Origin of the sequence: Varibaculum prostatecancerukia, from assembly GCF_943169825.2 — a bacterium.
In the GTDB taxonomy this organism is placed as follows: Bacteria; Actinomycetota; Actinomycetes; order Actinomycetales; family Actinomycetaceae; genus Varibaculum; species Varibaculum prostatecancerukia.
This window is the reverse complement of sequence record NZ_OW968402.1, coordinates 1,748,779-1,770,596: the sequence shown is the minus strand read 5'-3', so window position 1 is coordinate 1,770,596 and position 21,818 is coordinate 1,748,779. Positions and strand designations below refer to the sequence as shown.

At 53.5% G+C, this 21,818-nt stretch carries 19 protein-coding genes and 1 riboswitch; of the genes, 17 read left to right on the top strand and 2 right to left on the bottom strand.

Annotated features, from left to right (window positions below; genetic code table 11):
• Positions 1-174: 174 nt before the first annotated feature.
• From sucC to KO216_RS07655, 5 genes are all read left to right on the top strand, one after another.
• Positions 175-1,341: an ADP-forming succinate--CoA ligase subunit beta gene (gene sucC / locus KO216_RS07675; RefSeq protein ID WP_071128748.1), complete on the top strand. Its 1,167-nt coding sequence runs from the start codon at positions 175-177 to the stop codon at positions 1,339-1,341.
• A 29-nt stretch (positions 1,342-1,370) separates the two neighbouring features.
• Positions 1,371-2,303, top strand: a complete 933-nt coding sequence (gene sucD, locus KO216_RS07670) for a succinate--CoA ligase subunit alpha (protein WP_071128747.1) — start codon at positions 1,371-1,373, stop codon at positions 2,301-2,303.
• A 77-nt stretch (positions 2,304-2,380) separates the two neighbouring features.
• Positions 2,381-4,846, top strand: a complete 2,466-nt coding sequence (locus tag KO216_RS07665; RefSeq protein WP_215523637.1) for a cell division protein PerM — start codon at positions 2,381-2,383, stop codon at positions 4,844-4,846.
• Between the two features lie 29 nt (positions 4,847-4,875).
• Positions 4,876-4,954, top strand: a riboswitch (ZMP/ZTP riboswitch).
• Positions 4,955-4,980: 26 nt separating this feature from the next.
• Positions 4,981-6,591: a bifunctional phosphoribosylaminoimidazolecarboxamide formyltransferase/IMP cyclohydrolase gene (purH, locus tag KO216_RS07660; RefSeq protein WP_215523636.1), complete on the top strand. Its 1,611-nt coding sequence runs from the start codon at positions 4,981-4,983 to the stop codon at positions 6,589-6,591.
• 183 nt (positions 6,592-6,774) lie between these two features.
• Positions 6,775-8,904 (top strand): alpha/beta fold hydrolase, encoded by a 2,130-nt coding sequence (locus KO216_RS07655; protein WP_215523635.1) that lies wholly within the window; start codon positions 6,775-6,777, stop codon positions 8,902-8,904.
• A 79-nt stretch (positions 8,905-8,983) separates the two neighbouring features.
• Here the strand turns inward: KO216_RS07655 and KO216_RS07650 are convergent, their stop codons facing one another.
• Positions 8,984-10,420 carry a L,D-transpeptidase gene (locus KO216_RS07650; protein ID WP_215523634.1) on the bottom strand — a complete coding sequence of 479 codons (1,437 nt, stop codon included), beginning with the start codon at positions 10,418-10,420 and terminating at the stop codon, positions 8,984-8,986.
• Between the two features lie 160 nt (positions 10,421-10,580).
• Complete coding sequence (locus tag KO216_RS07645; protein WP_215523633.1) at positions 10,581-12,017, bottom strand: L,D-transpeptidase; 1,437 nt, start codon at positions 12,015-12,017, stop codon at positions 10,581-10,583.
• 362 nt (positions 12,018-12,379) lie between these two features.
• Here KO216_RS07645 and rpmE point away from each other — a divergent pair, with 362 nt between their 5' ends.
• From rpmE to atpA, 12 genes are all read left to right on the top strand, one after another.
• The gene (rpmE, locus tag KO216_RS07640; protein ID WP_071128742.1) at positions 12,380-12,598 is read left to right on the top strand and encodes a 50S ribosomal protein L31; all 219 of its coding nucleotides are present in this window, start codon (positions 12,380-12,382) and stop codon (positions 12,596-12,598) included.
• Positions 12,599-12,837: 239 nt separating this feature from the next.
• Positions 12,838-13,878, top strand: coding sequence for a peptide chain release factor 1 (gene prfA / locus KO216_RS07635; RefSeq protein WP_215524106.1), 1,041 nt, complete (start codon positions 12,838-12,840; stop codon positions 13,876-13,878).
• Between the two features lie 16 nt (positions 13,879-13,894).
• Positions 13,895-14,749 carry a N5-glutamine methyltransferase family protein gene (locus KO216_RS07630; protein ID WP_215523632.1) on the top strand — a complete coding sequence of 285 codons (855 nt, stop codon included), beginning with the start codon at positions 13,895-13,897 and terminating at the stop codon, positions 14,747-14,749.
• A 76-nt stretch (positions 14,750-14,825) separates the two neighbouring features.
• Positions 14,826-15,197 (top strand): hypothetical protein, encoded by a 372-nt coding sequence (locus tag KO216_RS07625; RefSeq protein WP_215523631.1) that lies wholly within the window; start codon positions 14,826-14,828, stop codon positions 15,195-15,197.
• A 9-nt stretch (positions 15,198-15,206) separates the two neighbouring features.
• Complete coding sequence (locus KO216_RS07620; protein WP_215523630.1) at positions 15,207-15,830, top strand: L-threonylcarbamoyladenylate synthase; 624 nt, start codon at positions 15,207-15,209, stop codon at positions 15,828-15,830.
• Positions 15,831-15,838: 8 nt separating this feature from the next.
• On the top strand, positions 15,839-16,984 hold the full coding sequence (locus KO216_RS07615) for a glycosyltransferase family 4 protein (protein ID WP_215523629.1): 1,146 nt from the start codon (positions 15,839-15,841) through the stop codon (positions 16,982-16,984).
• Positions 16,981-17,493 (top strand): Cg1360 family ATP-synthase-associated protein, encoded by a 513-nt coding sequence (locus tag KO216_RS07610; protein ID WP_215523628.1) that lies wholly within the window; start codon positions 16,981-16,983, stop codon positions 17,491-17,493. Before KO216_RS07615 ends, KO216_RS07610 begins: the two co-directional genes overlap by 4 nt.
• A gap of 177 nt (positions 17,494-17,670) precedes the next feature.
• Entirely contained in the window at positions 17,671-18,468 is a 798-nt protein-coding gene (gene atpB / locus KO216_RS07605) for a F0F1 ATP synthase subunit A (RefSeq protein WP_071128735.1), read from the top strand.
• 56 nt (positions 18,469-18,524) lie between these two features.
• Positions 18,525-18,728 (top strand): ATP synthase F0 subunit C, encoded by a 204-nt coding sequence (gene atpE, locus KO216_RS07600; RefSeq protein ID WP_071128734.1) that lies wholly within the window; start codon positions 18,525-18,527, stop codon positions 18,726-18,728.
• Positions 18,729-18,746: 18 nt separating this feature from the next.
• Complete coding sequence (locus KO216_RS07595) at positions 18,747-19,304, top strand: F0F1 ATP synthase subunit B (RefSeq protein WP_215523627.1); 558 nt, start codon at positions 18,747-18,749, stop codon at positions 19,302-19,304.
• Complete coding sequence (locus KO216_RS07590) at positions 19,304-20,134, top strand: F0F1 ATP synthase subunit delta (protein WP_215523626.1); 831 nt, start codon at positions 19,304-19,306, stop codon at positions 20,132-20,134. Before KO216_RS07595 ends, KO216_RS07590 begins: the two co-directional genes overlap by 1 nt.
• A 28-nt stretch (positions 20,135-20,162) precedes the next feature.
• Complete coding sequence (gene atpA / locus KO216_RS07585; RefSeq protein ID WP_215523625.1) at positions 20,163-21,818, top strand: F0F1 ATP synthase subunit alpha; 1,656 nt, start codon at positions 20,163-20,165, stop codon at positions 21,816-21,818.

The window sequence follows — 21,818 nt, the reverse complement described above, 5'->3', positions numbered from 1 at the left end:
CCCTCATCGTTACTGATGTTTCATTTCCGTACGGGTTTCGCGGAGCTTTCTGATGCCAACCCTGTTCCAGCGCAAACGTGAGGGAGAACACTTTCTGGTGACGAAATAAGCGCAAATATGCGGTACTATAGTCCTATATCTTGATGTCGAGGTACTTACTGAGAGGACGTGCAAGTGGACCTTTACGAATACCAGGCTCGTGACTTATTCGAGGCTCACGGAGTTCCCGTGCTAGCCGGAATCGTGGCCGAAACTCCTGAAGAAGCGCAAAAAGCTGCCGAGAAACTCGCTGCACCCCTAGTGGTGGTAAAAGCGCAGGTAAAGACAGGAGGGCGGGGAAAGGCTGGCGGGGTTAAACTCGCTCGCAGTCCCCAGGAAGCCCGCGAAAAAGCCGAAGAAATCTTGGGTATGGATATTAAGGGGCATACCGTGCATCGGGTGTTAGTTGCCGCTGGTGCCGATATCGCTTCCGAATACTATTTCTCGATTTTGCTTGACCGCTCAAACCGTCGCCACCTGGCGATGTGCTCTAAAGAAGGCGGCATGGAAATCGAGCAGCTAGCCAAAGAGCGCCCGGAGGCACTGGCCAAAGTTCCGCTGCCGGTTACTGGGATTGACGAGGATGTTGCCCGCAACATTCTGAAACAGGCCGGTTTCGAGGATGAAGAGCTGATCGCTAAGGCCGTACCGGTGCTGGAGGGGCTCTGGGATGTCTACCAGGGCGAGGATGCTACCCTGGTCGAGGTAAACCCCCTAGTATCCAGTGAAGAAGGCGAGATTATTGCCCTGGACGGGAAAGTAACCTTGGATGATAATGCCCGTTTCCGGCAGCCCGGTCACGACCAGTTGGTAGACAAACGCACCGAGGATCCTCTGGAAGCCAAAGCTAAAGAAAAAGGCTTGAACTATGTACACCTGGAAGGTCAGGTGGGGATTATTGGTAACGGCGCTGGTCTAGTGATGTCTACTTTGGACGTGGTGGCTTACGCGGGCGAGGAATATGGAGTGAAACCAGCCAACTTCCTAGATATCGGGGGCGGCGCCTCCGCGCAGGTGATGGCTGATGGGTTGGACGTGATTCTGGGCGATCCCCAGGTCAAGTCAGTATTCGTAAACGTATTCGGGGGAATCACCGCCTGCGACCAGGTAGCTTCCGGAATCGTGAAAGCAATCGAAATGTTGGGCGATAAAGCCACGAAGCCGCTGGTGGTGCGGCTAGATGGTAACGCGGTGGCGGCTGGTCGCAAGATTTTGGAAGAAGCGAACCTGCAGCAGGTGACCATGGTAGAAACTATGGATGCCGGTGCCGCCCAGGCAGCTAAACTCGCTGCCGGCTGTTAAGAATCGGTAAAAGAATAAGGAGAAACCAAATGTCAGTATTCCTTGATTCCTCAGCCCGGATTGTCGTACAGGGCATGACCGGTTCCGAGGGGCGCAAACACACCCGATTAATGCTAGGTGCCGGTACCAATGTGGTAGGGGGTACCAACCCCAAGAAAGCAGGGCAAACGGTCGATTTCGATATCGTCCCCCTGGGAGAAGCCGCAGAAAAGAAAGGTATTAAAGCCGGAACGGTTTCGGTACCGGTTTTTGGCACCGTAAAAGAAGCAATGGAAAAAGAGGGCGCGAATGTTTCGGTAGTGTTCGTTCCCCCGCGTTTCGCTAAAGGGGCGGTGCTAGAGGCGGTTGAGGCCGGAATGCCGCTAATCGTGGTGATCACCGAGGGAATCCCGGTACAAGATTCCACCGAGTTCGTAAATGCCGCCCTGGAAAAGGGCTGTCGGATTATCGGCCCTAACTGTCCGGGAATCATTACCCCGGGACAGTCCAATGTGGGGATTACCCCCGCCGATATTACCGGTTCTGGTCCCATCGGACTGGTATCCAAGTCCGGTACTTTGACTTATCAGATGATGTTTGAGCTCCGCGATATCGGCTTTACCACCTGTATGGGGATTGGCGGTGACCCGGTGGTGGGTACCACCCATATCGATGCTCTCGAGGCCTTTGAAAAAGACCCCGACACCAAAGTAATCGTGATGATTGGTGAGATCGGGGGAGACGCGGAAGAACGCGCCGCCGACTATATCGCCGCTAATGTCACCAAACCGGTGATCGCCTATGTAGCAGGCTTTACTGCTCCTAAAGGTAAAACCATGGGGCATGCGGGCGCTATCGTCTCCGGTTCGGCAGGGACTGCCCAAGCCAAGAAAGAAGCCTTGGAAGCCCACGGCGTAAAAGTCGGGAAGACTCCTTCCCAGACTGCCGAGCTGGCGCGGGAGGCATATAAAGCGCTTAGCTAAATGGCAGTTGCTGCCAGTTAGCTAATCCTCCCGCTGGTGACAGCACGTCAGCTAAAATTGAAATACCTGAAAATGTTGTGGGGGCGGCGCCTAGCGCCGCCCCCACAACCATTATTCAGCGCGGGGCAGGCTTGAGCGCGGTGCGCCTAAATGGCAGTACCGCGAAAAAGTGGACAATAGTAGGGATGTTACGGCGGCCTAAAGTTCCAAAGATTCCTCGGCAACCTGCGGGTGCGAGGAAAGTATCCGCCTATACCTCCGTAGGAAAATCGCCTAAACCAGAAAAGAAAAACGCGCGAAAATCCGGAACTGAGCGTCCGGGGGGCAAAAATAAGTATTCCGACAAAGTCAAGAATGGCTCCGGCGGCACCAAGAAAGGTAAGGGGAGCCCCTTAGGCGGGAAATTGCGGCTAGCAAGACAGAAAACTTCCCCTGCTGGGAAAGTATCCGCAAAATCGGCTGGAAACAAAACCGTAGCTAGCTCCCAAAAGGGGCGGCGCACCCTCACCGTGAGGATTCCGCGAGGGATTCCCCGGATGGTGGCCGCCGCCCTCATCACCTGCATATTTCCCTGGATAATTTTCTTAGCGATCAGTGCGGGAGTGTATTTTTCCACCTCTGGCAACCCCTGGATGGTGGATACTGTCTGGACGGAATCCCTGACAGTAGGCGCCAGCGTCTGGGCATTAGGCTTCGGGGTTCCCCTAAGCGGCACCCTCGGTGGAGCCGCCACCTTATCGGTGATTCCTTTGGGACTGTGGATTGCCTACCTGTGGTTAGCTGGGCGCCTAGCACATAGTTTCGTCCTCGAAAGTAAAACCATCCTGTGGGCTTATCCTTTTGCGCAAGCGGCAATTGCCACCCTGGTGGGTCTAGCAATCCGCGGAGCCTATAGTTTGGGAGGCTTGTTTTTTTGGGCGTTCCTACACGGTCTTGCCGCTGTTGCCTACGCTTTTTACCTATTTGACCGCGATCAACGCCTCGATACCGAAAAGCCTTCGCTGCTCCGTCCTAAAGCGTGTCTAGCTGCTGATTTTAACCGTTTTACGGCTTGGAGCCGGACTCTCATCCTGCGGATGCGCCAGCCCGACCGTGCCTATAGACAAGATCTGGAAAATCGTCGCCTGGGAATCGACCGCGATGAGCGCAGTTGGGACGGAAATAATAGCACCTGGACGGTGCCTGGCTGGGTAGTTTCCGGGGTACGCGCCGGATGGCAAATGTTTACGTTCTTCGGGATTGTCACCTTGATTCTGGTGCTTGCCCAAGTGTTTTCCCATATCACGGCAGTAAATAAAATCTATGACCTGTACGGGGTATCCCTGGGGGCAGGCGTCCTCATCTGGTTGGCGCAACTGCTCTATCTGCCTACCGTTCAGACCTGGGCGTTAGCCTGGATTTTGGGGCCGGGATTCCAGCAGGGTACCGGCACTATCCGCTCTTTAACTCAGGTGAAAGCTGGCCCGATTCCGGCAGTGCCCATCCTGGGGGCGCTACCTGCCCAAACCCCCGGATATTGGGTATTGGCGTTGATTGCGGTACTTAGCCTGATGGTTGGATATCTGTTTTATACCGTAATGGCTCGGGTTGACTTCTTTTCACACGTAGCATCTTTCCTGGTGGGAGCGCTTTTATTTACCTTTTTGACCGCGTGGTTCTGTTTCTTAGGCTCCGGTTCTATCGGCGCGGGACGGATGTCCGCCTGGGGGGCGCATCCATTGGCTGTTGCCGCCATGGGATTATTTCTGGTTTGGGCGCCAATTACACTGGTAGGAACGGTTTTGCATCCCCACTCCCGCGCCTATTTGGTAGATAAATTCTTTTTGGTCAAGAGGGCGAGTGTGCGCGCTAGCCGCCAAGGTTTTGCAGCCGCGAAAGAAAAAGCTAAAGATTATCGCTCCTGGACTCCTTTGAGCAGCGATACTACCGTTAAGGCCGCGGACGCAGCAGAAGGCGAGCAGACCGCCACTGAAAAAGAAGAAAACGCAACCGCAGATGCGGCAGAAAGTGAGTCGCCAGAAGCCTCCCCAGTCGTGGAAGGGGAGGAAACGACAGAGATTCCCCAGACGCGCGAACTGCCTGAAGCTGATGAGCCAGAAACTCTCGCTAATGAAGAAAGTGAGCATGAGGACGAGCGGGAAGAAAACAACGAAAATGTCCCCGAAGAAAGCACCCCCGAAACCACCGGTAACTCGGACAGTGAAACAGCAAGTGAGCGGGAGTCCTCAGAGCCGACCCGCCCGGCTCCGCCAACTCCGCAAGAAATCTTTGCCCGCTCTCGTGGCGCGCTCCCGGCTGACACCGAAGAAATCAAAGATTTAGTCACCGATTGGGCAGAACGCAAAACCGATGAAGTTATTGCGAAAGAACAGCAGGTGCTAGAAAAAATAAAATCCTCTGCTAAGCGGCTCCCAGCAGCAGAGCTCACGCGGCCAGCAATCAAACGCTCACTTTTCAAACGAGGACGGCTAAAAGCTGGCAAACCGCACCGCGATGCGGACGATACCTCCACCCAAGCTATTGAAATTCCCGACCAAGACTAACTTTCGTCGCCGAAGCCAGCAGGGTAGACTGGTTTTTACGTGACTGGCGAAAAAAGTGGATTACCACTGGGGAACGTAAAGGGACAGTCGCTCGCCTGGGCTGGACAAAGAATGCAACAAAAGGATCCCGCGTCATGAGCGAAATTAAACCCATTAAACGTGCCCTGGTCAGCGTGTACGATAAGACCGGTCTGGATAAACTGGCAAAAAGCCTACAGGCTGCTGGGGTAGAAATTATTTCCACCGGTTCTACCGCCCATCAGATTGCCGCTGCTGGGGTAGAGGTAACTGAAGTTTCTCAGGTAACCGGGTTTCCCGAATGCCTAGACGGGCGGGTAAAAACTCTGCACCCGCTGATTCACGCGGGGATTTTGGCTAACCGGGAGCTGCCGGCCCACGTTGCGCAGCTAGAAGAATTAAAAGTAACCCCGATTGACCTGGTGGTTTGCAATCTTTACCCCTTCGCAGACACGGTGGCTTCCGGTGCGGGGTTTGCGGATTGCATCGAAAAAATCGATATTGGAGGTCCCTCGATGATTCGGGCGGCCGCCAAGAATCACGCCGATGTGGCAGTGATCGTTGATCCCAGCTCCTATGATGATCTAGCGGCTGCTTTGCAGCGCGGGGGCTTCACTGCCGAGGAGCGCCGGGAGCTAGCAGCACGCGCTTTTAACCACACCGCTATTTACGACACCCAGATTTCTTCCTGGTTCGCTAAGCAACTCCCAGGCGAGGACGCGGATACTGCTAGCAGTGCCCTGCCTAACCTGGAAGAGTGGAAACCGCAGCTCAAGGAACTGCACAGCTTACGTTATGGGGAAAACCCGCATCAAGAGGCCGCGGTCTACCGTTTCACCGACGAAGAGTGCGGCCTGGCGCAGGCAGAACAGCTGGGTGGCAAGCCGATGAGTTATAACAACTACACTGACGCCGATGCAGCTTGGCGGGCTGCCACCGACCATAGCGAGCCTTGCGTGGCGGTAATCAAACACGCCAACCCCTGCGGGATTGCAGTTGCTGAGGACGTAGCAAAGGCACATCTGCTGGCGCACGGCTGCGATCCGCTGTCTGCCTATGGCGGGGTGATTGCCTGTAACCGTAAGGTGACTTTGCAAATGGCACAGCAGGTGAAACCGATATTCACCGAAGTGATTATTGCCCCCGATTATGAAGCAGAGGCGCTTGAGCTGCTGCAAACTAAGAAGAATCTGCGGATTTTGCGGATTGATGCGGATGCTCCAGTGGAATGGGAGTTCCGGCAGATCAGCGGGGGAGTGTTGGCGCAAACTCGTGACCGCTTGCAGGCCGAGGGAGATAATCCAGAAAACTGGAAATTGGCCGCGGGACAGGCAGCAGATGAGCAAACCCTGGCTGACCTGGTCTTTGCTTGGAAGACGGTGCGGGCAGTGAAGTCGAACGCTATTTTGCTGGCGAAGGATCAGGCCACGGTCGGCATCGGCATGGGGCAAGTTAACCGCGTTGATTCTTGTGCTCTGGCGGTTCAACGCGCCAACACCTTGGGACAGGCGCCGGAAGGCGAGGCCGCTCCCGAGCGGGCACGCGGCTCGGTGGCCGCCTCTGATGCTTTCTTCCCCTTTGCGGATGGTCCTCAAACCCTGATTGATGCGGGCGTAAAAGCGATTGTGCAGCCAGGGGGTTCGATTCGTGATGAAGCAACCATCAAAGCCTGCCAGGAGGCAGGGGTAACCCTCTACCTGACCGGTACCCGCCATTTCTGGCACTAGGCGGTTAATCACGGCTGGCAGCAAGATGGTCGCAGATTTTAAAGCCGCCAGCTAATCGCCAGGCTAGAGCGACAAACGCGAAGCCTGAACCACAGATCTGATACTGGTACTGATAACCTGGGGACGCCGACCGGCGTCCCCAGGTTATTTTGATTTTCCAGGTGTGCAGTAAGGAGATTGCAGATGATTATCGCAGCAACAGATGGTTCCTCCCTCGGCAATCCCGGTGCCGGCGGCTGGTGTTGGTATCTGTCACCTGATTGTTGGCGTGCCGGCGGTTTTACTTTGGGAACTAATAACCAGGCGGAGCTGATGGCAGTAGCCGATCTACTGACCGAAACTGCCGGAATAGACGATGATTTATTGATTCAGGCGGACTCCCAATACGTGATTAACATTTTGACCAAATGGCGGTTCGGCTGGAAGAAAAAAGGCTGGAAAACCGGCGGTGGCAAACCAGTAGCCAACCTAGAACTGGTGAAACGCCTAGACCAGCTGCTATCTGACCCTGCTAGGAAGGGGAAGGTCAGTTTCGAATGGGTAAAAGGACACGCCGGTCACCCGCTTAATGAGCAAGCGGACAGTCATGCGCAGGCAGTAGCGCGGGCATACCAGTCGGGGACTCCCCGGGAAGCGGATTTAGGACCAGGCTGGAAATCTGGAAAGGAGGGGACCAGTGAACGAACTTCCCATACACCAGCTGAGGACGCTGCTAAATCCGCAAAATACCTACATCCAGAAGACTCCCGCGAAACTAGCGGCCAGCAAAAACCGGTCGCTCCCGCAGCAGCGCCAGCGCGCCCTCTTTATCCGCAATTAGAACAAAACCCTAACCCCAAGGAGTATCGCCAGGGACGTTACCTAATCCGCGAACACGTCCTGACTGTACCCCTCTACCACCCAGAAGTGGCGCTAAACCTGTACCCGGACTCGGCGAAAAACCCGGTAGTAAACCTGGCGCGAGGGGTAGATGAGCAGGACAGCGGGGTACAAAGCGAGCTGTTTGCGGTTACTCCCGGAGAACTAGCCCGGCCAAAATCGCAGAAAAACTCCGACATTTCGGATTCAGACAACCAGTTTCTACCCCCTTGGGTAGACGCCGAAATCCAGAAAACCAATATCCAGATTTATGCCCGCGAAATCGCCCTCGACGATGATGAAAACCGACCCTACCTGATCTTTTTCCAAGGCGGTCCCGGCTGCAAGGGTTCTCGTCCCGCCGATTGGTCTGCCCCCTGGTTCGGAGCTGCCCTGGAAAAATACCGGATTATCATGCTTGACCAGCGGGGAACCGGACGATCTACCCCGCTCGATAACGTCACTATTCCCGCATTGGGGTCTCACGCCGGAGCCTGGCTGCGGCTAATGCGCGCCGACCAGATCGTAGGGGACGCGGAAGCGCTGCGCCGCGCCCTAGGAATAAAAAAGTGGACAGTCATGGGGCAAAGTTTCGGCGGGTTTATTATTACCGCCTATCTTTCCCGCTTTCCGGAGGCCATCGAAAAAGCCTATATCACCGGAGGACTGCCGGGACTAACCAAGGTAAACCGGATTTACGAGCGCACGTTTGCGGCCACCGCCCGGCGCTGCCAAGAGTTCTACGCCTTGCCCGGAATAGAAGAAGCAGTCCGCCAAACCTGTGCGCACGTGCTAGAACACGATGAATACCTGCCTAATGGAGAAAAACTTACCCCCAATCGAATTCGGCAGGTAGGCCTGGAGCTGGGACGCACCCTGGGCCTAGAAAATCTGCGCTACCTTTTCGAGGCGCCTTTTGTGCAGACCGGAGGCAAGCGCCACCTCACCCAAGAATTTTTAGGGCAAGTCGGAAGCCGGGTCAGTTTTGCTCTAGATCCCCTCTACGCCCTCCTGCATGAAACTATTTACGGGAATGCGGTGCCGCAAAGCGAAGTTGAGCCGACTGCCTGGACAGCAGATCGGATTCGCGCAAATGCTCCCGGGTTCGCGCAAAACGCCGATCCTCTCGACTGGGGGAAACCCTATTATCTGACCGGGGAACACTTTGGTAGCTGGGTCTTTGCGCAAGATCCGGCGCTGAAACCCCTAGCTAATCTAGCAGATGATTTGGCGGCAGAAACTGACTGGCCGGTACTTTATGACCCGCAGAAACTGGCGGAAAACCAGGTGCCGGTACATGCGGTGGTTTACCGGGACGATATTTTCGTTCCCCGCACCCTGTCGCTAAACACCGGCAGGGTTATGGGAGCCAATATCTTAGAAAAACCAGACTGGCACCACGATGGGCTGCGCGCCTCTGGCAATCTGATTATTTCCTGGCTGCTATCCAACTAGAGAACCGGCAGCTAACAGCAGCTGATAGGAGCACTGGTCGGGAGTTCCCTCGATGCCGGGGTGGGGCACCGGATGCCCTTTAATGGTGCACGACTACCGGGGTGCCAATAGGCGCCCAATTATAGAACTCGCCGGCTTCAGAAACTGGCATATTTACGCAGCCGTGGGATCCACGGGGTCCTCCCCATCCAAAGGAACTGCGCCAGGGTGCTCCGTGGAGGGCGTATCCTCCGGAAAAGTACATAGCATAGGGGACGTTCGGTGTCACATAGCGGGTGCCGTCTGTATTAAATCCCCGCATGGTGTCGAATCGTAGTTTGCGTTGGATGGCAAAAGTTCCTTTAATCGTCGGGGTAGCGGGAGCTCCGGGAACCATGCTGGTCGGCGCTACTGCCACCGTGGTTCCCTCATATCCGGTAACCGTGTAGTTAGAAAGATTCACATCAATCCATTTTTCTCCGGGCGCTGCTAGATAAGCCAGGTTTTCCGCCCCATCGGCAATGAGCTTATCTTCATTACTGGCTTTATCGACTTTAGTCTCGAAGGCAAGGGAGCTGTCTTTCCCCGCAGCAAAGTTACTGGCGATTTCTTTTGCCAACTGGTCACCGTTAGTAACGGTGACTCCATCCTTTGATGCGGTTTTAGTTCTTAGTACCTTTCCCGCGCTATTAACCAGGCGCTGGCCGTTAACCTTTTTTACCTCAACGGCTTCTTTACTCTTGTTTACCCAGTCAGCCACGGCATTGTCATTGGTAGTGAGCTTGGCATGCCGACTGACCTCCGGAACAATAACGAAACTAACCTTGTCTTTTTGGTCAGCGACGATTTCTTTATCCCCGGCTTTTATCGTGACCTGTGGTTGGATGAATTTTTCTGCCGCGTCTGCTAACTGCTGTGCCAATTTAATATCAACCAGTGGTTTGACTGCACCCATAGTCAGAGGCATCTTCTGATTTTTTTGACTAGCCATAACCTTATCCGCGCCTGCTAGTAGCCTCTTAGTATCTGCTCCGAATCCGTCCTTACCCGGAATCGCTTTAAAACCAGTCCCCTCGGCGTTAAGTTGCACGCTAGGCTCGGTGACCGGTTTGCTGCCTTTAATATCTTTAGTAAGTTCATGCGATAGTTTGCTGGTAACCTGCGCGTTTACCTGGTGCTTGATCGGAATCCGCCTGGAGGTAAACAGGCTGGTTACGTAGCTGAAGGCGCTACTGCGCGCGGTTGCTTTCCGGGCGGTTTCCGCTGAATCAACCTGATACCCGATTTCCTTGGGGGTCAGCGATTTTCCGTTAACCCCATGTCCCGAAAAAGTGACCCGGTACTTGGTTTCTGCGGTATCTAGCTGCTTTTTAATTTGCTTAGCAGTTAGCCCGGAGACTTTAACTTCCCCCACCTTGGTGCCAGGTAGTGCCTTCTTCCCAACTGCGTAGTAGGAAACGTAGATTGCAAAGGCAGCGATAATCGTAACCAGCGCGGCAGCCAATGCGACAATAGTGATTTTTGTTTTCTTAGACATGGATATCGGGGTTTCAGAAAATGGGTGAATCCAAACAGTATCTTCATCCTAGCTGGCTTTGCATCGCTGACCACACCCAAAATGGGTAAGTCTGCTCACAATAGCAGGTGAAACCGGCTGCGAAGGGATTTCGATAGCTGGAATCCCTTCGGGAATGTAACTAGCGGTGAGAGACTACTACTGTTCCTATCGGTGCCCAGTTGTAGAACTCGCCCGCTGCGGGTACGGGCATATTTACGCAGCCGTGAGAACCGCCTGGTCCTCCCCATCCAAAGGAACCACGCCAGGGTGCTCCGTGAAGCGCGTATCCTCCGGAGAAGTACATGGCGTAAGGAACATTCGGGGTTACGTACCGGCTGCCATCAGTGTTAAATCCCCGCATAGTGTCAGAGCGAACTTTACGTTCAACCGCAAAGGTTCCTTGAATGGTGGGGGTAGCGGGGGCGCCAGGAACCATTTTTGTTGGTCCTTTAACTACCGTGGCACCCTCATAACCGGTAACCGTGTAGTTAGAAAGATTTACGTCAATCCATTTTTCACCAGGCCCGGCCATATAGGCCAGCTTTTCCGCCCCATCGGCAATGGTCTTGTCTTCATTAGTAGCTTTATCAACATCGGTCTTGTAGGCTACCGAGCTGTCTTTTCCGGCGGCAAAGTTGGTGGTGATTTCTTTTACCAGCTGATCAGCGTTGGTGACTTTAACTCCATCTTTCAGTTCGGTTTCGGTTTTAAGTACCTTCCCCTCGCTATTTACGAAGCGTTTGCCGTTAACTTTTTCTACCTCAACAGATTCTTTATTCTCGTTTATCCAGTTGCTGATAACTTTCCCATCTGCTCCCGGTTTAGGATTCATGGTGACATCTGGGATTTTCACGAAGGAAACCCGATCCTGCTGGGTGGCAACGATATCCTTTTCTCCGGCCTTCACCGTTACCTCGGTTTTAGCTAATTTTTTGGCATTAGCAGCCAGTTGTTTAGCCCAACTCGCTTCCGCCAAAGGCATAGTCTTACCAATTTTCAGGGGAACGTTTTGATCCTTCTGGGTGGCGACTACCTTGGCAGCTGCCATCAAGATAGCGCGGTTATCTGCTCCAAAACCGTCCTTACCGGGAGTTATTTCAAACCCAGTTGCTTCGGAGTTTGCTTCTACCTGAGGCTCAGTTACCGGCTGTAGTTTCGAAGTTTCCGTGGGTAACTCTTGTGACCATTTGTCCACAACTTTAGGTTTTAAGTCATGAACAATGTTTACCTGGCGGGTGGTGAACAGGCTGGTTACGTAGCTGAAGGCACCGTTGCGGACGGTCGCCTTCCGGGCGGTTTCTGTCGAATTCACCTGATACCCGATTTCCTTGGGAGTCAGCGAAGTTTCCTTGATTCCCTGTCCGGAAAAAGTAACTTTGTTATTTGTTTCCGCGGTGTCGAGTTGTTTTTTGATTTGGCTAGCAGTTAGACCGGAAACTGTAACTTCCCCTACCTTGGTGCCGGGCAGTGCTTTCTTCCCAACTGCGTAGTAGGAAACGTAGATTGCGAACGCGGCGATAATCGTCACCAGGATGGCAACTACTACCCCAACAGTTATTTTTGTTTTCTTAGACATCAATATCGGGCTTCCAAAATGGGCGAATCAAAACAACACCTTCATCCTAACGGCGTTTTAGGCTTTAACTATCCCCAGCGTGGGTAAGTCTGCTCACAATTGCAGGTAGAAGTAGGTTTTGCCCCACTTTACCAGCACTGATGCCCTGCTGTTTTCTTGTCTGTTATGAGATTGTTATAAGATTCATTTTTCAAATGGCGAACAACGGCTAGAAGAAGCCACCCGGAAAGGTCATGCCCACCACATTTTTGCCCGAGAAGTAGCATCACCAAGGCGCGAAGTGGCATAATCTAATCCGGTTCCGGTTCACCTCTTGTAACCTGCATTTGGACCCGGCGCCCTAAGAACCTCAAGGAGAAACCATGAAGCAGGGAATTCATCCCGAATACGTTCCCACCACGGTTACCTGTACCTGTGGGAATACTTTTGAAACCCGTTCTACCATTAAGTCCGGCACCATGCGGGTAGACGTGTGCTCTGCCTGTCATCCCTTCTACACCGGTAAGCAAAAGATTATGGATACCGGAGGGCGGGTTGCTCGCTTCGAAGCTCGCTACGGCAAGCGCAAGCGCGAACAGTAAAGCTTTTATTAGGTGTGGTCGGCCAGTTGGTCGGCCACACCTTTTTAATTTGCCATCACCCTGCCTCTTTGGTTCGAGAAAGGCTTTAACCGGCGCTTCCTAGCGAAAGCTGGTTTTCGCCCCGGGGATAGGCAACGTAGAGTAGAAGTCAGGTCGCAAAGATTTAAGGAGCAACTGTGGGATCGCCGATTGACGAGGAAGCTGTTCAGGCTCTCATCGCAGAAAAAACTGAACTGGAAATGAAAATGGGCGATCCCCAGATACAAAAGGATCAGCAACAGGCCCGCAAGATTGGGCGCCGCCATACGCAGTTAGCGCAGATCGCTAAGGCTTATGAAACCTGGAAAAGCGCGGAAGGAGACCTGCAGGCGGGCAGGGAACTGGCGAAAGAAGATTCCGATTTTGCCTCCGAGATTCCCCAGATGGAGCAAACTGAAAGTCAGGCGTTAGATAAGCTGCGTAAAGTCTTGGCTCCCCGCGACCCCGATGATGCTCGCGATGTGATTATGGAAATTAAAGCGGGTGCCGGTGGGGACGAGTCTGCCCTCTTCGCCGGGGATTTGCTGCGAATGTACGAGCGTTACGCCGAAGCTAAAGGTTGGAGCCTACAGGTGCTGGATTCCACAGTGAATGATCTCGGGGGAATCAAGGACGCGCAAATTGCGATAAAAGCTAAAGGAAATGTAGCTCCCGAGGACGGAGTCTGGGCGAACCTAAAATACGAGGGCGGGGTACACCGGGTACAGCGGGTGCCGGTTACTGAATCCCAAGGGCGCATCCATACTTCCGCCGCCGGAGTGTTGGTAATGCCCGAGGTTGAAGACGCGGGAGAAATAGAGATAGACCCCAACGAGGTACGGGTAGATGTATTCCGCTCTTCCGGTCCGGGCGGGCAGTCGGTTAATACCACCGATTCCGCGGTTCGCCTGACCCATATTCCCACCGGAATCGTGGTCAGTATGCAAAACGAGAAGTCGCAGATTCAAAACCGTGAGGCAGCTTTCCGGGTGCTCCGGGCGCGTCTAAAGGCGGAAGAAGAGGCAAAGCGGGAGGCCGAGGCCGCCGAGCAGCGGCACTCCCAGGTGCGTACAGTGGATCGTTCCGAACGTATCCGTACCTATAACTTCCCGGAGAATCGGATTGCCGATCATCGCACCGGATACAAGGCCTATAACCTCGACCAGGTGCTCAATGGGCAATTGCAGCCGGTGATTGATTCGGCCATCAAACTTGATGAGGAACATCGCTTGCAGCAGCTCTCCGGGCAGTCGGACAAATAAGCGCGGCGATTCCGCGATGAACGAGGTCGGTTTTTCTCGCCAGCAAGCGTTTAGCTGGGCGCGAGGGCGTTACGCTGAAGCTGGAATCGAGCCGGCACGAGAAATCATGGCACTATATTGCGCTGCCTGTGAAGCTAAAGAATTCCTATTTGCTCCTCAGGTATTGTCAGCTACGCAAACAGAAGTTTTCCGTGATTTGGTTAGCCAGCGTTGTACTCACCAGCCGCTGCAACAGCTGCTAAAAGAAATGCATTTCGGGGCTTTTCGCCTGGTTTCCAGCCCAGATGTTTTTATTGTGCGCCCGGAAACTGAGTATCTAGTAGAACTGGCGCTGCGTCCCCAGGGTGCAAGGAAAGCAAAACTCGCGGCAGATTTATGCGCCGGATCGGGTGCTATTGCCCTTACTCTTGCCCGCGAATTGCCCTCGGCTGAGGTCTTTATGGTGGAGATCAGCAAAAAAGCTTTAGCAGTGGCGCAGAAAAATTTGGAACGCTATTCAGATTTAGCGCGGCGGATTACCGTGAGCTACGCAGACGTCGCCGATCCGCAGCTTTGGGAGGGAGAGGCGGGAGCTTTTGACCTGGTTGTAAGCAACCCGCCCTATGTACCGCCCGGCACTATCACCCAGCCAGAAGCATTAAAGGATCCGCCGCTCGCCCTTTGGGGTGGGGGAGCAGATGGTCTCAACATTCCGAAACAAACCGTTAAACAAGCTTTCCGGCTGCTGGGGCAAGACGGGATTTTGGCGATGGAACATGACCCCACACAAGGGGAAATCCTATGCGATTATGCTGGTAAAATCGGTTTTCGACAAGCGAGGACGCACCCGGATCTTAATGGTCGTCCTCGATACCTATTGGCGCGAAAGTAAAGATAACATTAACGTCTGCCTTAGATGCTGCTAACGTTAAGGTAAAGTGGCTGGAAGATAGGAGAAAGGGGCGGAGATGGCGCGCAGTTTTCGCACGGTACTTGCTATTGCCGTGGTAGCTTTGCTGCCTTTAGTTCTTACTTCTACTGCCTTCGCGGATGACCCCACTCCTCAGCCCACTTTGAATTATGTCGAGGCTCCTTTAGATCGCCCTCCTGCCACCACGGCGGTAGAGGTCACTAAATCTCCCGAACCGGCAGCAACTACCCCCTCTCCCCAAAATAGTGAAACCCCGTCTTCCCCGCAGGAAAGCATTCCCGATAGCCCGGGTGAGTTAGCAAAAACTGGGGGTAGCCGCGATATTTGGTTAACAGGTATTTCCTTGGTCTGTATCTGGGTAGGAGCGGCCATCACCACCTATGGACGGGAACGTAACCTAAAACGTTAATATCGAAGTATGCGTACTCCCTTAAGTCCCGAAGACATCTCTTGCCTGAAAAACCAGATTTCTGCTGGAAACCTGCTGGTAGTGCCCACGGATACCGTCTATGGGATTGCGGCAGACCCTTTTTCATCTGCGGCAGTCGATAAGCTGTTGACCGCGAAAGGTCGGGGACGAGACTTTCCCTCTCCGGTGTTGGTCAATAGTATCGCTCAAGCTGCTTCCTTGGTTCCGAAGATTCCGCCCCTGGCCAAGTGCTTCATGGATAGTTTCTGGCCAGGCGCCCTAACTATCGTGCTGCCGGCCCGCCCAGATTTACCCCTTGATCTGGGAGTAACCGGGGGAACGGTGGCGCTGCGACAACCGAATCAAACAGACCTTTTGCAGTTACTGACCGCAACCGGGCCGCTAGCGGTAACTTCCGCCAATCTCCACGGGCTTCCTCCTGCCCAGTCAGCCGCCGAAGCCAAAAAGTATTTTGGGGACAAGGTGGCGGCATACCTGGATGCGGGTCCCAGTCGAATCGGTGAGCCCTCCACCATAGTTAAAGTAGAGGACGAAGACTATTCGCTGATACGGGTAGGAGCCATCGCGCCTGCGCGGTTATCTGCAGTAGCGGGCAAAGAGCCGAAAGACTAGGAAAAACTGTGAAAGCCTATCTGTTACTTGGAGTAATCGCCTGCGCGATTACTTTCTTAGTGACCCCGCTAGTGCGCCGTATTTCCTTGGCACTGCACGTATTGACCCCGGTAAGGGGGCGCGATGTGCATACCGTACCCACCCCGCGTCTCGGGGGGATTGCCATGCTATCTGGACTGTTAGGGGCGTTCTTAATTGCGAGGCAAACCCCGTATTTCTCGCAGTTTTACAGCGATCCCCAAGTTTGGGCGCTAATCTTTGGATCTCTCGCAATCGCAGTTTTGGGAATAATCGACGATATTTATGATTTGAACTGGTGGACAAAGCTTTCTGGACAGGTTTTAATCGCCGCCGGGATAGCCTGGCAGGGCATTCAAATAGTTTCTTTCCCGATTTTTGGAATGACTATTCCCTCCACCCGGATGTCGATTCTGGTAACCGTGCTCATCATCGTGGTTTCAACCAATGCGGTGAACTTTGTAGACGGTCTAGACGGTCTAGCTGCCGGAATTACCCTGATTGGCGCCGGAGCGTTTTTTGTTTATTCCTACCTGCTGATTCGCCTCACTAACGCCCAAAGTTATGCTTCCTTCGCTGCCATGATTGGAATCGTAATCGTCGGGGTTTGCCTGGGGTTTTTAACCTCTAACTTCCATCCCGCCAAAATCTTTATGGGTGATTCGGGGTCGATGTTGCTGGGGCTCACTACTTCCTGCATGTTCATTGTGGTAACTGGGCAGACGGATCCCGCCTCTTTAGGCAGGTCGCAATTCCTGCCGGCTGCCATCCCGGTGTTGCTACCTATCGCGGTAATGATTTTGCCGTTCCTCGACATGGTGATGGCAGTAATTCGTCGGCTTAGCCGTGGGCAGAGTCCTTTCAAGCCCGATCGCCAGCACTTGCATCATCGTCTGCTAAAAATGGGGCATTCTCACCGCCGCGCAGTCTTGGTGATGTATCTTTGGGCATTCTTTATTTCTCTACTGGCAGTCAGTTTCTTGAAACTAAGCCCGCTGGGAGAACTGCTGCTGGCCTGCGGTGGTGGGGTTCTGTGTTTCCTAGTTACCATAGCTTTTTTACCGGGTTTGCGGAGTGATTATTTTGCTGCTTCTGGTCCCTATCCGCACCACCAGCGACAAAAGGAGGATTTATGAACGAGGATGCATCAGCGGCTGAGCTGCAGGGGGGTGACGTAAAAAGCACTGCCGACAAAGGCCTGGAAAAAACTAGTCTGACCAGCGCTACCTCCTCTATTCAGGATCGCTACGGGGCGCGCGCGGCGATTCGCAGAGGTAACCGGGTAGTAGCCCTGATTTTAGGGGTCTTAACGGTGGTAGCAATACCGTTGGCCGGGGTAATCCGTTCCTGGCCAGGGCTGCTGGGGGCGGTCGCCGGGATGACGATTATGTGGATTGTGGCCGCGGTGGGAATCGGAGCCAATCAGCTAGTGCTGCGCAATCCCCGTCGCACTAGCGGGGTGGTTTTCGGGGCTTATTTAGTGAAACTGGTCATAGTTATTGTGGCAGTGGCGGCTCTGCGCCCTTTGCCACAGGTTGATAACACGGTAATCTTTCTAGTATTGATAGTCGCTATTTTACTAACCACCGTTGGCGAGGCGCGTGCGGTATCTAAAACCAATAAATTGATTATCGAGAAACTATAGAAACAGTAAATGCGCAGCACTAGCACCTTTAGTTCTCAGCGACGCGTGTCCTATGTTAAGTTAATCTAGAGATATTTTGAAGCGGTCTCTTGAAGTGCTATGAAAGCGTTAGAATGGAGTCCGAATCACAGTTTTCGGCCAAATCGGCAGAAATGAAGGGAACAGACAGTGTCACCGATGCTTAGTGGGCTCACCACCCTGTTACCGCAAGGCGGTTTCGAGGCACCTACTATTGATGAATTCTTCCCCCCGGTGATTGCTTTTGCCGGAACCCCTTTCGAAATGAACCGCATCACCTTAGTGCGGATTGTTCTGTTAGTGGCTTTCTTGATTTGCGCGGTGCTCTATACCCGCCGGGCAAAAATGATTCCCGGTACGGCGCAATCTACGATGGAGTATCTCCTGGATTTTTGTCGCACCAATATCTCTGAGCAGGTGATGGGTAAAGAATACGCGAAGAAATACAACGGTTTTGTTACCGCAATCTTCTTTACCGTCCTGTTTATGAATATCGGGGGCATTATTCCTGGGCTTAACATCGCTGGTAGTGCAGTGGCAGGCATTCCGCTACTGCTGGCGATATTTGTTTGGTTTTTGTTTATCATCGCCGGAATCCGGGCTCAGGGCTTTGGAGGTTACTTTAAGTCTTCGCTATTTATTCCGAACGTTCCCAAGGTGCTCTACATTCTGCTGACTCCGATTGAGTTTTTCTCCACCTTCCTGGTGCGTCCTTTCACCTTGTTCGTCCGGCTTTTGGCCAATATGGTCGCCGGACACATGCTGCTGGCACTGACAATTTTGGCATCCAACTATTTCTTGCTTACCGCGGCCGGAGGACTAAAAGTGCTCTCGCTGGTAACCTTCCTAGCTGCGATTGCGGTAACCGCCTTTGAAATTTTTGTTGCATTCCTTCAGGCTTATGTATTTGCGGTACTCACCGCGGTGTACGTAGAACAATCGGTACACACCCACTAAGACTTCCGCCTTCGGCGGGAAAACCCACAAATAAAGAAAAGAAAGAGAAGAAAATAATGACTGGATCTATAGCTACTATCGGATACGGCTTGGCATGTCTTGGACCCGGTATCGGTCTTGGGCTTCTAATCGGTAAGACCCAGGAATCTCTGGCTCGCCAGCCTGAACTTGGTGGTCGTCTAACCACCAATATGTTCATCGGTATCGCGTTCGTAGAGGCGTTGGCACTAATCGGTTTGGTTGCCGGCTTCTTGTTCTAATCCTCAAAAGGAAACTCAATGTTGTACATGATTCAGCGGGCAGGCGAGGAAGGTGACCACCACATTCTACTGCCAGCGATTCCAGAGTTAGTCTGGTCTGCGATTATTATCGCAATCTTCTTCTTTGTGATTTTGAAGTTCGTTTATCCAAAGTACAAAGAAATCACCGAAACTCGCGCCATCACCATTAAGGATGGTTTGGAAAAGGCGGAGCAAGCGAAGAAAGAAATCGCTGATGCTAACACCCAATCTGAACTGGCGTTGCGCAAGGCTCACGAAGAAGCAGCTCAAATCCGCTCCGAGGCGCAAGAAAGCGCCAAGCGGATTGTGGCAGAAGCAAAGACACAAGCCAGCGAGGAAGCTGAACGTATCAGTGCTAATGCCCAGCGGCAAGTAGAGGCCAACCGACAGGCAGCAGAAATCTCTCTCAAGACTGAGGTTGGGATGCTAGCAGCGGACCTGGCAGAGAACATTGTGGGCGAACAGCTGACCGATCGGGAACTATCCGCACGGGTGATTGAGCGTTTCCTGGATCAGCTGGAGGCCTCCTCGGAAAAGGAAAGTGTTAGGAAATAATGCGCGCATCCAGTAGGCACGCCCTCGAGAAGGGCAAAGAGGTTATAGTCGGGCAGCAGGGCACAGATGCCGATACTTGCTACGACTTAGCAGATGACCTCTTCGCGCTCTCAGACCTGGTACAGGGCTCATCTCGAGTTGCTTTGGCGCTCACTGATCCGGCTCGTAGCCACGAGGATCGATCCGGCTTGCTCACTGCCCTGGCAGAAAACCTGTCAGATGTCGCCAGGGAAGCAGTGATAGCAGCTTTGGCAACTGCACATAGCTCCCCAGAGTTGCCTACCGTTATTGAGCGGCTAGGTGAATATGCGGTGCGATATGGTGCCCAGACAGAGGGCAAGACCATTGAGATCGCCGATGAAGTATTCTCCCTGGAGCAGTTCGTGCGCGCTAACCAGCAGGTGCGTTCGGCACTTTCGGATCGCAACCGCGACCCGAAATATCGGGTGCGCTTACTAAATGAACTACTCGGCTCGGCACTTTCGCGTCCGACGATCACTTTGGCTAACCGAGCAATTAGCTCTGTTAGCCGCGACTCCAAAATTGAGGGTGCGGTTTCCCTGACGGGAAACCTACGCCATATGCGTCGCGACTTGGCGGCTGTCGGAGATTATCTGGTGGCTACTGTGCAGGTGGCAACGCCCTTGGAGCCGGCGCAAGCTGAGCGTTTGCGGGATATTTTGTCTCGCCGCTATCAGAAAAACATTCACCTACAGGTGAGCGTAGATCCTTCGGTGGTAGGGGGGATGAAAGTTCGGGTTGGTTCCCAGATTTTCGATGGCTCTCTCGCCACTATTATTCAAGAAACAAAGCAAAAACTGGCCGGGTAGTACCGGAACGTTAGGAAAAGGCAATTTCATGGCTGAACTTCAAATCCAACCGGAGAAGATTCGTGACGCCCTCGCGGACTTCGTAAGCTCCTACGAGCCCACTCGTTCTACCGAGGACGAAATCGGACACGTAGTGATGGCGGCTGATGGTATCGCTCGGATAGAGGGCTTACCGGGGGCGATGGCGAACGAACTTCTCAAGTTCGCTGACGGAACCACCGGATTGGCAATGAACCTGGAAGATCGCACCATTGGCGCGATTGTGCTGGGTGACTTCTCGGGTATTGAAGAAGGTCAGCCCGTGCGCCGCACCGGAGAGGTGCTATCCGTTCCTGTGGGTGACGGATACCTAGGGCGGGTGGTTGATCCGATGGGGCAGCCCCTAGATGGCATGGGCGAGATTCAAGATATCGATGGACGCCGCGTCCTGGAGCTACAGGCTCCCGGGGTAATGATGCGCAAATCCGTGCATGAGCCCCTACAGACCGGCCTGAAAGCCATCGACTCTATGATTCCGATTGGGCGGGGTCAGCGGCAGCTGATCATTGGGGATCGCCAGACCGGTAAAACCGCGATTGCGATTGACGCTGTGCTTAACCAGCGTAAGAACTGGGAAAGTGGGGATCCCAAGAAGCAGGTGCGCTGCATTTACGTGGCCGTGGGGCAAAAAGGCTCCACGATTGCTAGTGTGCGCGGGCAGTTAGAAGCTGCCGGAGCCATGGAATACACCACTATTGTGGCGGCTCCCGCCTCTGATTCCGCCGGATATAAGTACCTGGCTCCCTACACCGGTTCAGCTATCGGTCAGCACTGGATGTACCAGGGCAAACACGTCCTAATCATATTTGATGATCTTTCGAAGCAGGCCGAAGCCTACCGTAGTGTTTCCCTGATGCTCCGTCGCCCGCCGGGGCGCGAAGCCTACCCGGGCGATGTGTTCTATCTGCACTCGCGGCTCCTAGAGCGCTGTGCCAAGCTTTCTGATGAGCTCGGCGGAGGCTCCATGACTGGATTGCCTTTGATTGAAACCAAAGACAATGACGTATCGGCCTATATCCCCACCAACGTCATTTCGATTACCGATGGACAGATTTTCTTGCAGTCGGATCTGTTTAACTCCAACCAGCGTCCGGCGGTAGACGTAGGTATTTCCGTTTCTCGTGTAGGCGGAGATGCGCAGGTCAAAGCGATGAAGAAAGTTTCCGGTACCCTGAAGATTACTTTGGCACAGTACCGAGATATGCAGGCTTTCGCGATGTTTGCTTCCGATTTGGATGCCACCACGAAACGCCAGCTAACCCGCGGGGAACGCCTGATGGAGCTGCTGCGACAACCGCAAGCCACCCCTTACGAGGTAGAAGATCAGGTTTGCTCTATTTGGGCTGGTAACAGTGGATATATGGACGACATCGAAGTCAGCGATGTTCACCGTTTCGAGTCGGAAATGCTTGCCTATCTGCACGCCAACTCGGATATACCAGCCAAAATTAAGGAAACTGGGCAGTTTGATTCTGACACCGAACAAGCTCTGAAAGAGGCAGTGGAGAAGTTCCGTGCGGGCTTCGTTTCTTCTCAGGGAGTGCTGGAATCGGAAGTTCAGATTCCCGAGGAGGTTTCCGAAGCCGAGCGTGACAGCGAACAACTGGTGGTAGACCGCCATAACAAGAAAGACAAAAAGGATTAG

Excerpts from the sequence above, each read along its gene's own strand:
- KO216_RS07595 (WP_215523627.1), top strand. The coding sequence starts at position 18,747 with ATGTTGTACATGATTCAGCGGGCAGGCGAGGAAGGTGACCACCACATT.
- prfA (WP_215524106.1), top strand. The coding sequence starts at position 12,838 with ATGAAAATGGGCGATCCCCAGATACAAAAGGATCAGCAACAGGCCCGC.
- atpA (WP_215523625.1), top strand. The coding sequence starts at position 20,163 with ATGGCTGAACTTCAAATCCAACCGGAGAAGATTCGTGACGCCCTCGCG.
- KO216_RS07590 (WP_215523626.1), top strand. The coding sequence starts at position 19,304 with ATGCGCGCATCCAGTAGGCACGCCCTCGAGAAGGGCAAAGAGGTTATA.
- KO216_RS07630 (WP_215523632.1), top strand. The coding sequence starts at position 13,895 with ATGAACGAGGTCGGTTTTTCTCGCCAGCAAGCGTTTAGCTGGGCGCGA.
- atpE (WP_071128734.1), top strand. The coding sequence starts at position 18,525 with ATGACTGGATCTATAGCTACTATCGGATACGGCTTGGCATGTCTTGGA.
- purH (WP_215523636.1), top strand. The coding sequence starts at position 4,981 with ATGAGCGAAATTAAACCCATTAAACGTGCCCTGGTCAGCGTGTACGAT.
- KO216_RS07610 (WP_215523628.1), top strand. The coding sequence starts at position 16,981 with ATGAACGAGGATGCATCAGCGGCTGAGCTGCAGGGGGGTGACGTAAAA.
- KO216_RS07620 (WP_215523630.1), top strand. The coding sequence starts at position 15,207 with ATGCGTACTCCCTTAAGTCCCGAAGACATCTCTTGCCTGAAAAACCAG.
- KO216_RS07650 (WP_215523634.1), bottom strand. The coding sequence starts at position 10,420 with ATGTCTAAGAAAACAAAAATCACTATTGTCGCATTGGCTGCCGCGCTG.
- rpmE (WP_071128742.1), top strand. The coding sequence starts at position 12,380 with ATGAAGCAGGGAATTCATCCCGAATACGTTCCCACCACGGTTACCTGT.
- atpB (WP_071128735.1), top strand. The coding sequence starts at position 17,671 with ATGCTTAGTGGGCTCACCACCCTGTTACCGCAAGGCGGTTTCGAGGCA.
- sucD (WP_071128747.1), top strand. The coding sequence starts at position 1,371 with ATGTCAGTATTCCTTGATTCCTCAGCCCGGATTGTCGTACAGGGCATG.
- KO216_RS07655 (WP_215523635.1), top strand. The coding sequence starts at position 6,775 with ATGATTATCGCAGCAACAGATGGTTCCTCCCTCGGCAATCCCGGTGCC.
- KO216_RS07625 (WP_215523631.1), top strand. The coding sequence starts at position 14,826 with ATGGCGCGCAGTTTTCGCACGGTACTTGCTATTGCCGTGGTAGCTTTG.
- KO216_RS07645 (WP_215523633.1), bottom strand. The coding sequence starts at position 12,017 with ATGTCTAAGAAAACAAAAATAACTGTTGGGGTAGTAGTTGCCATCCTG.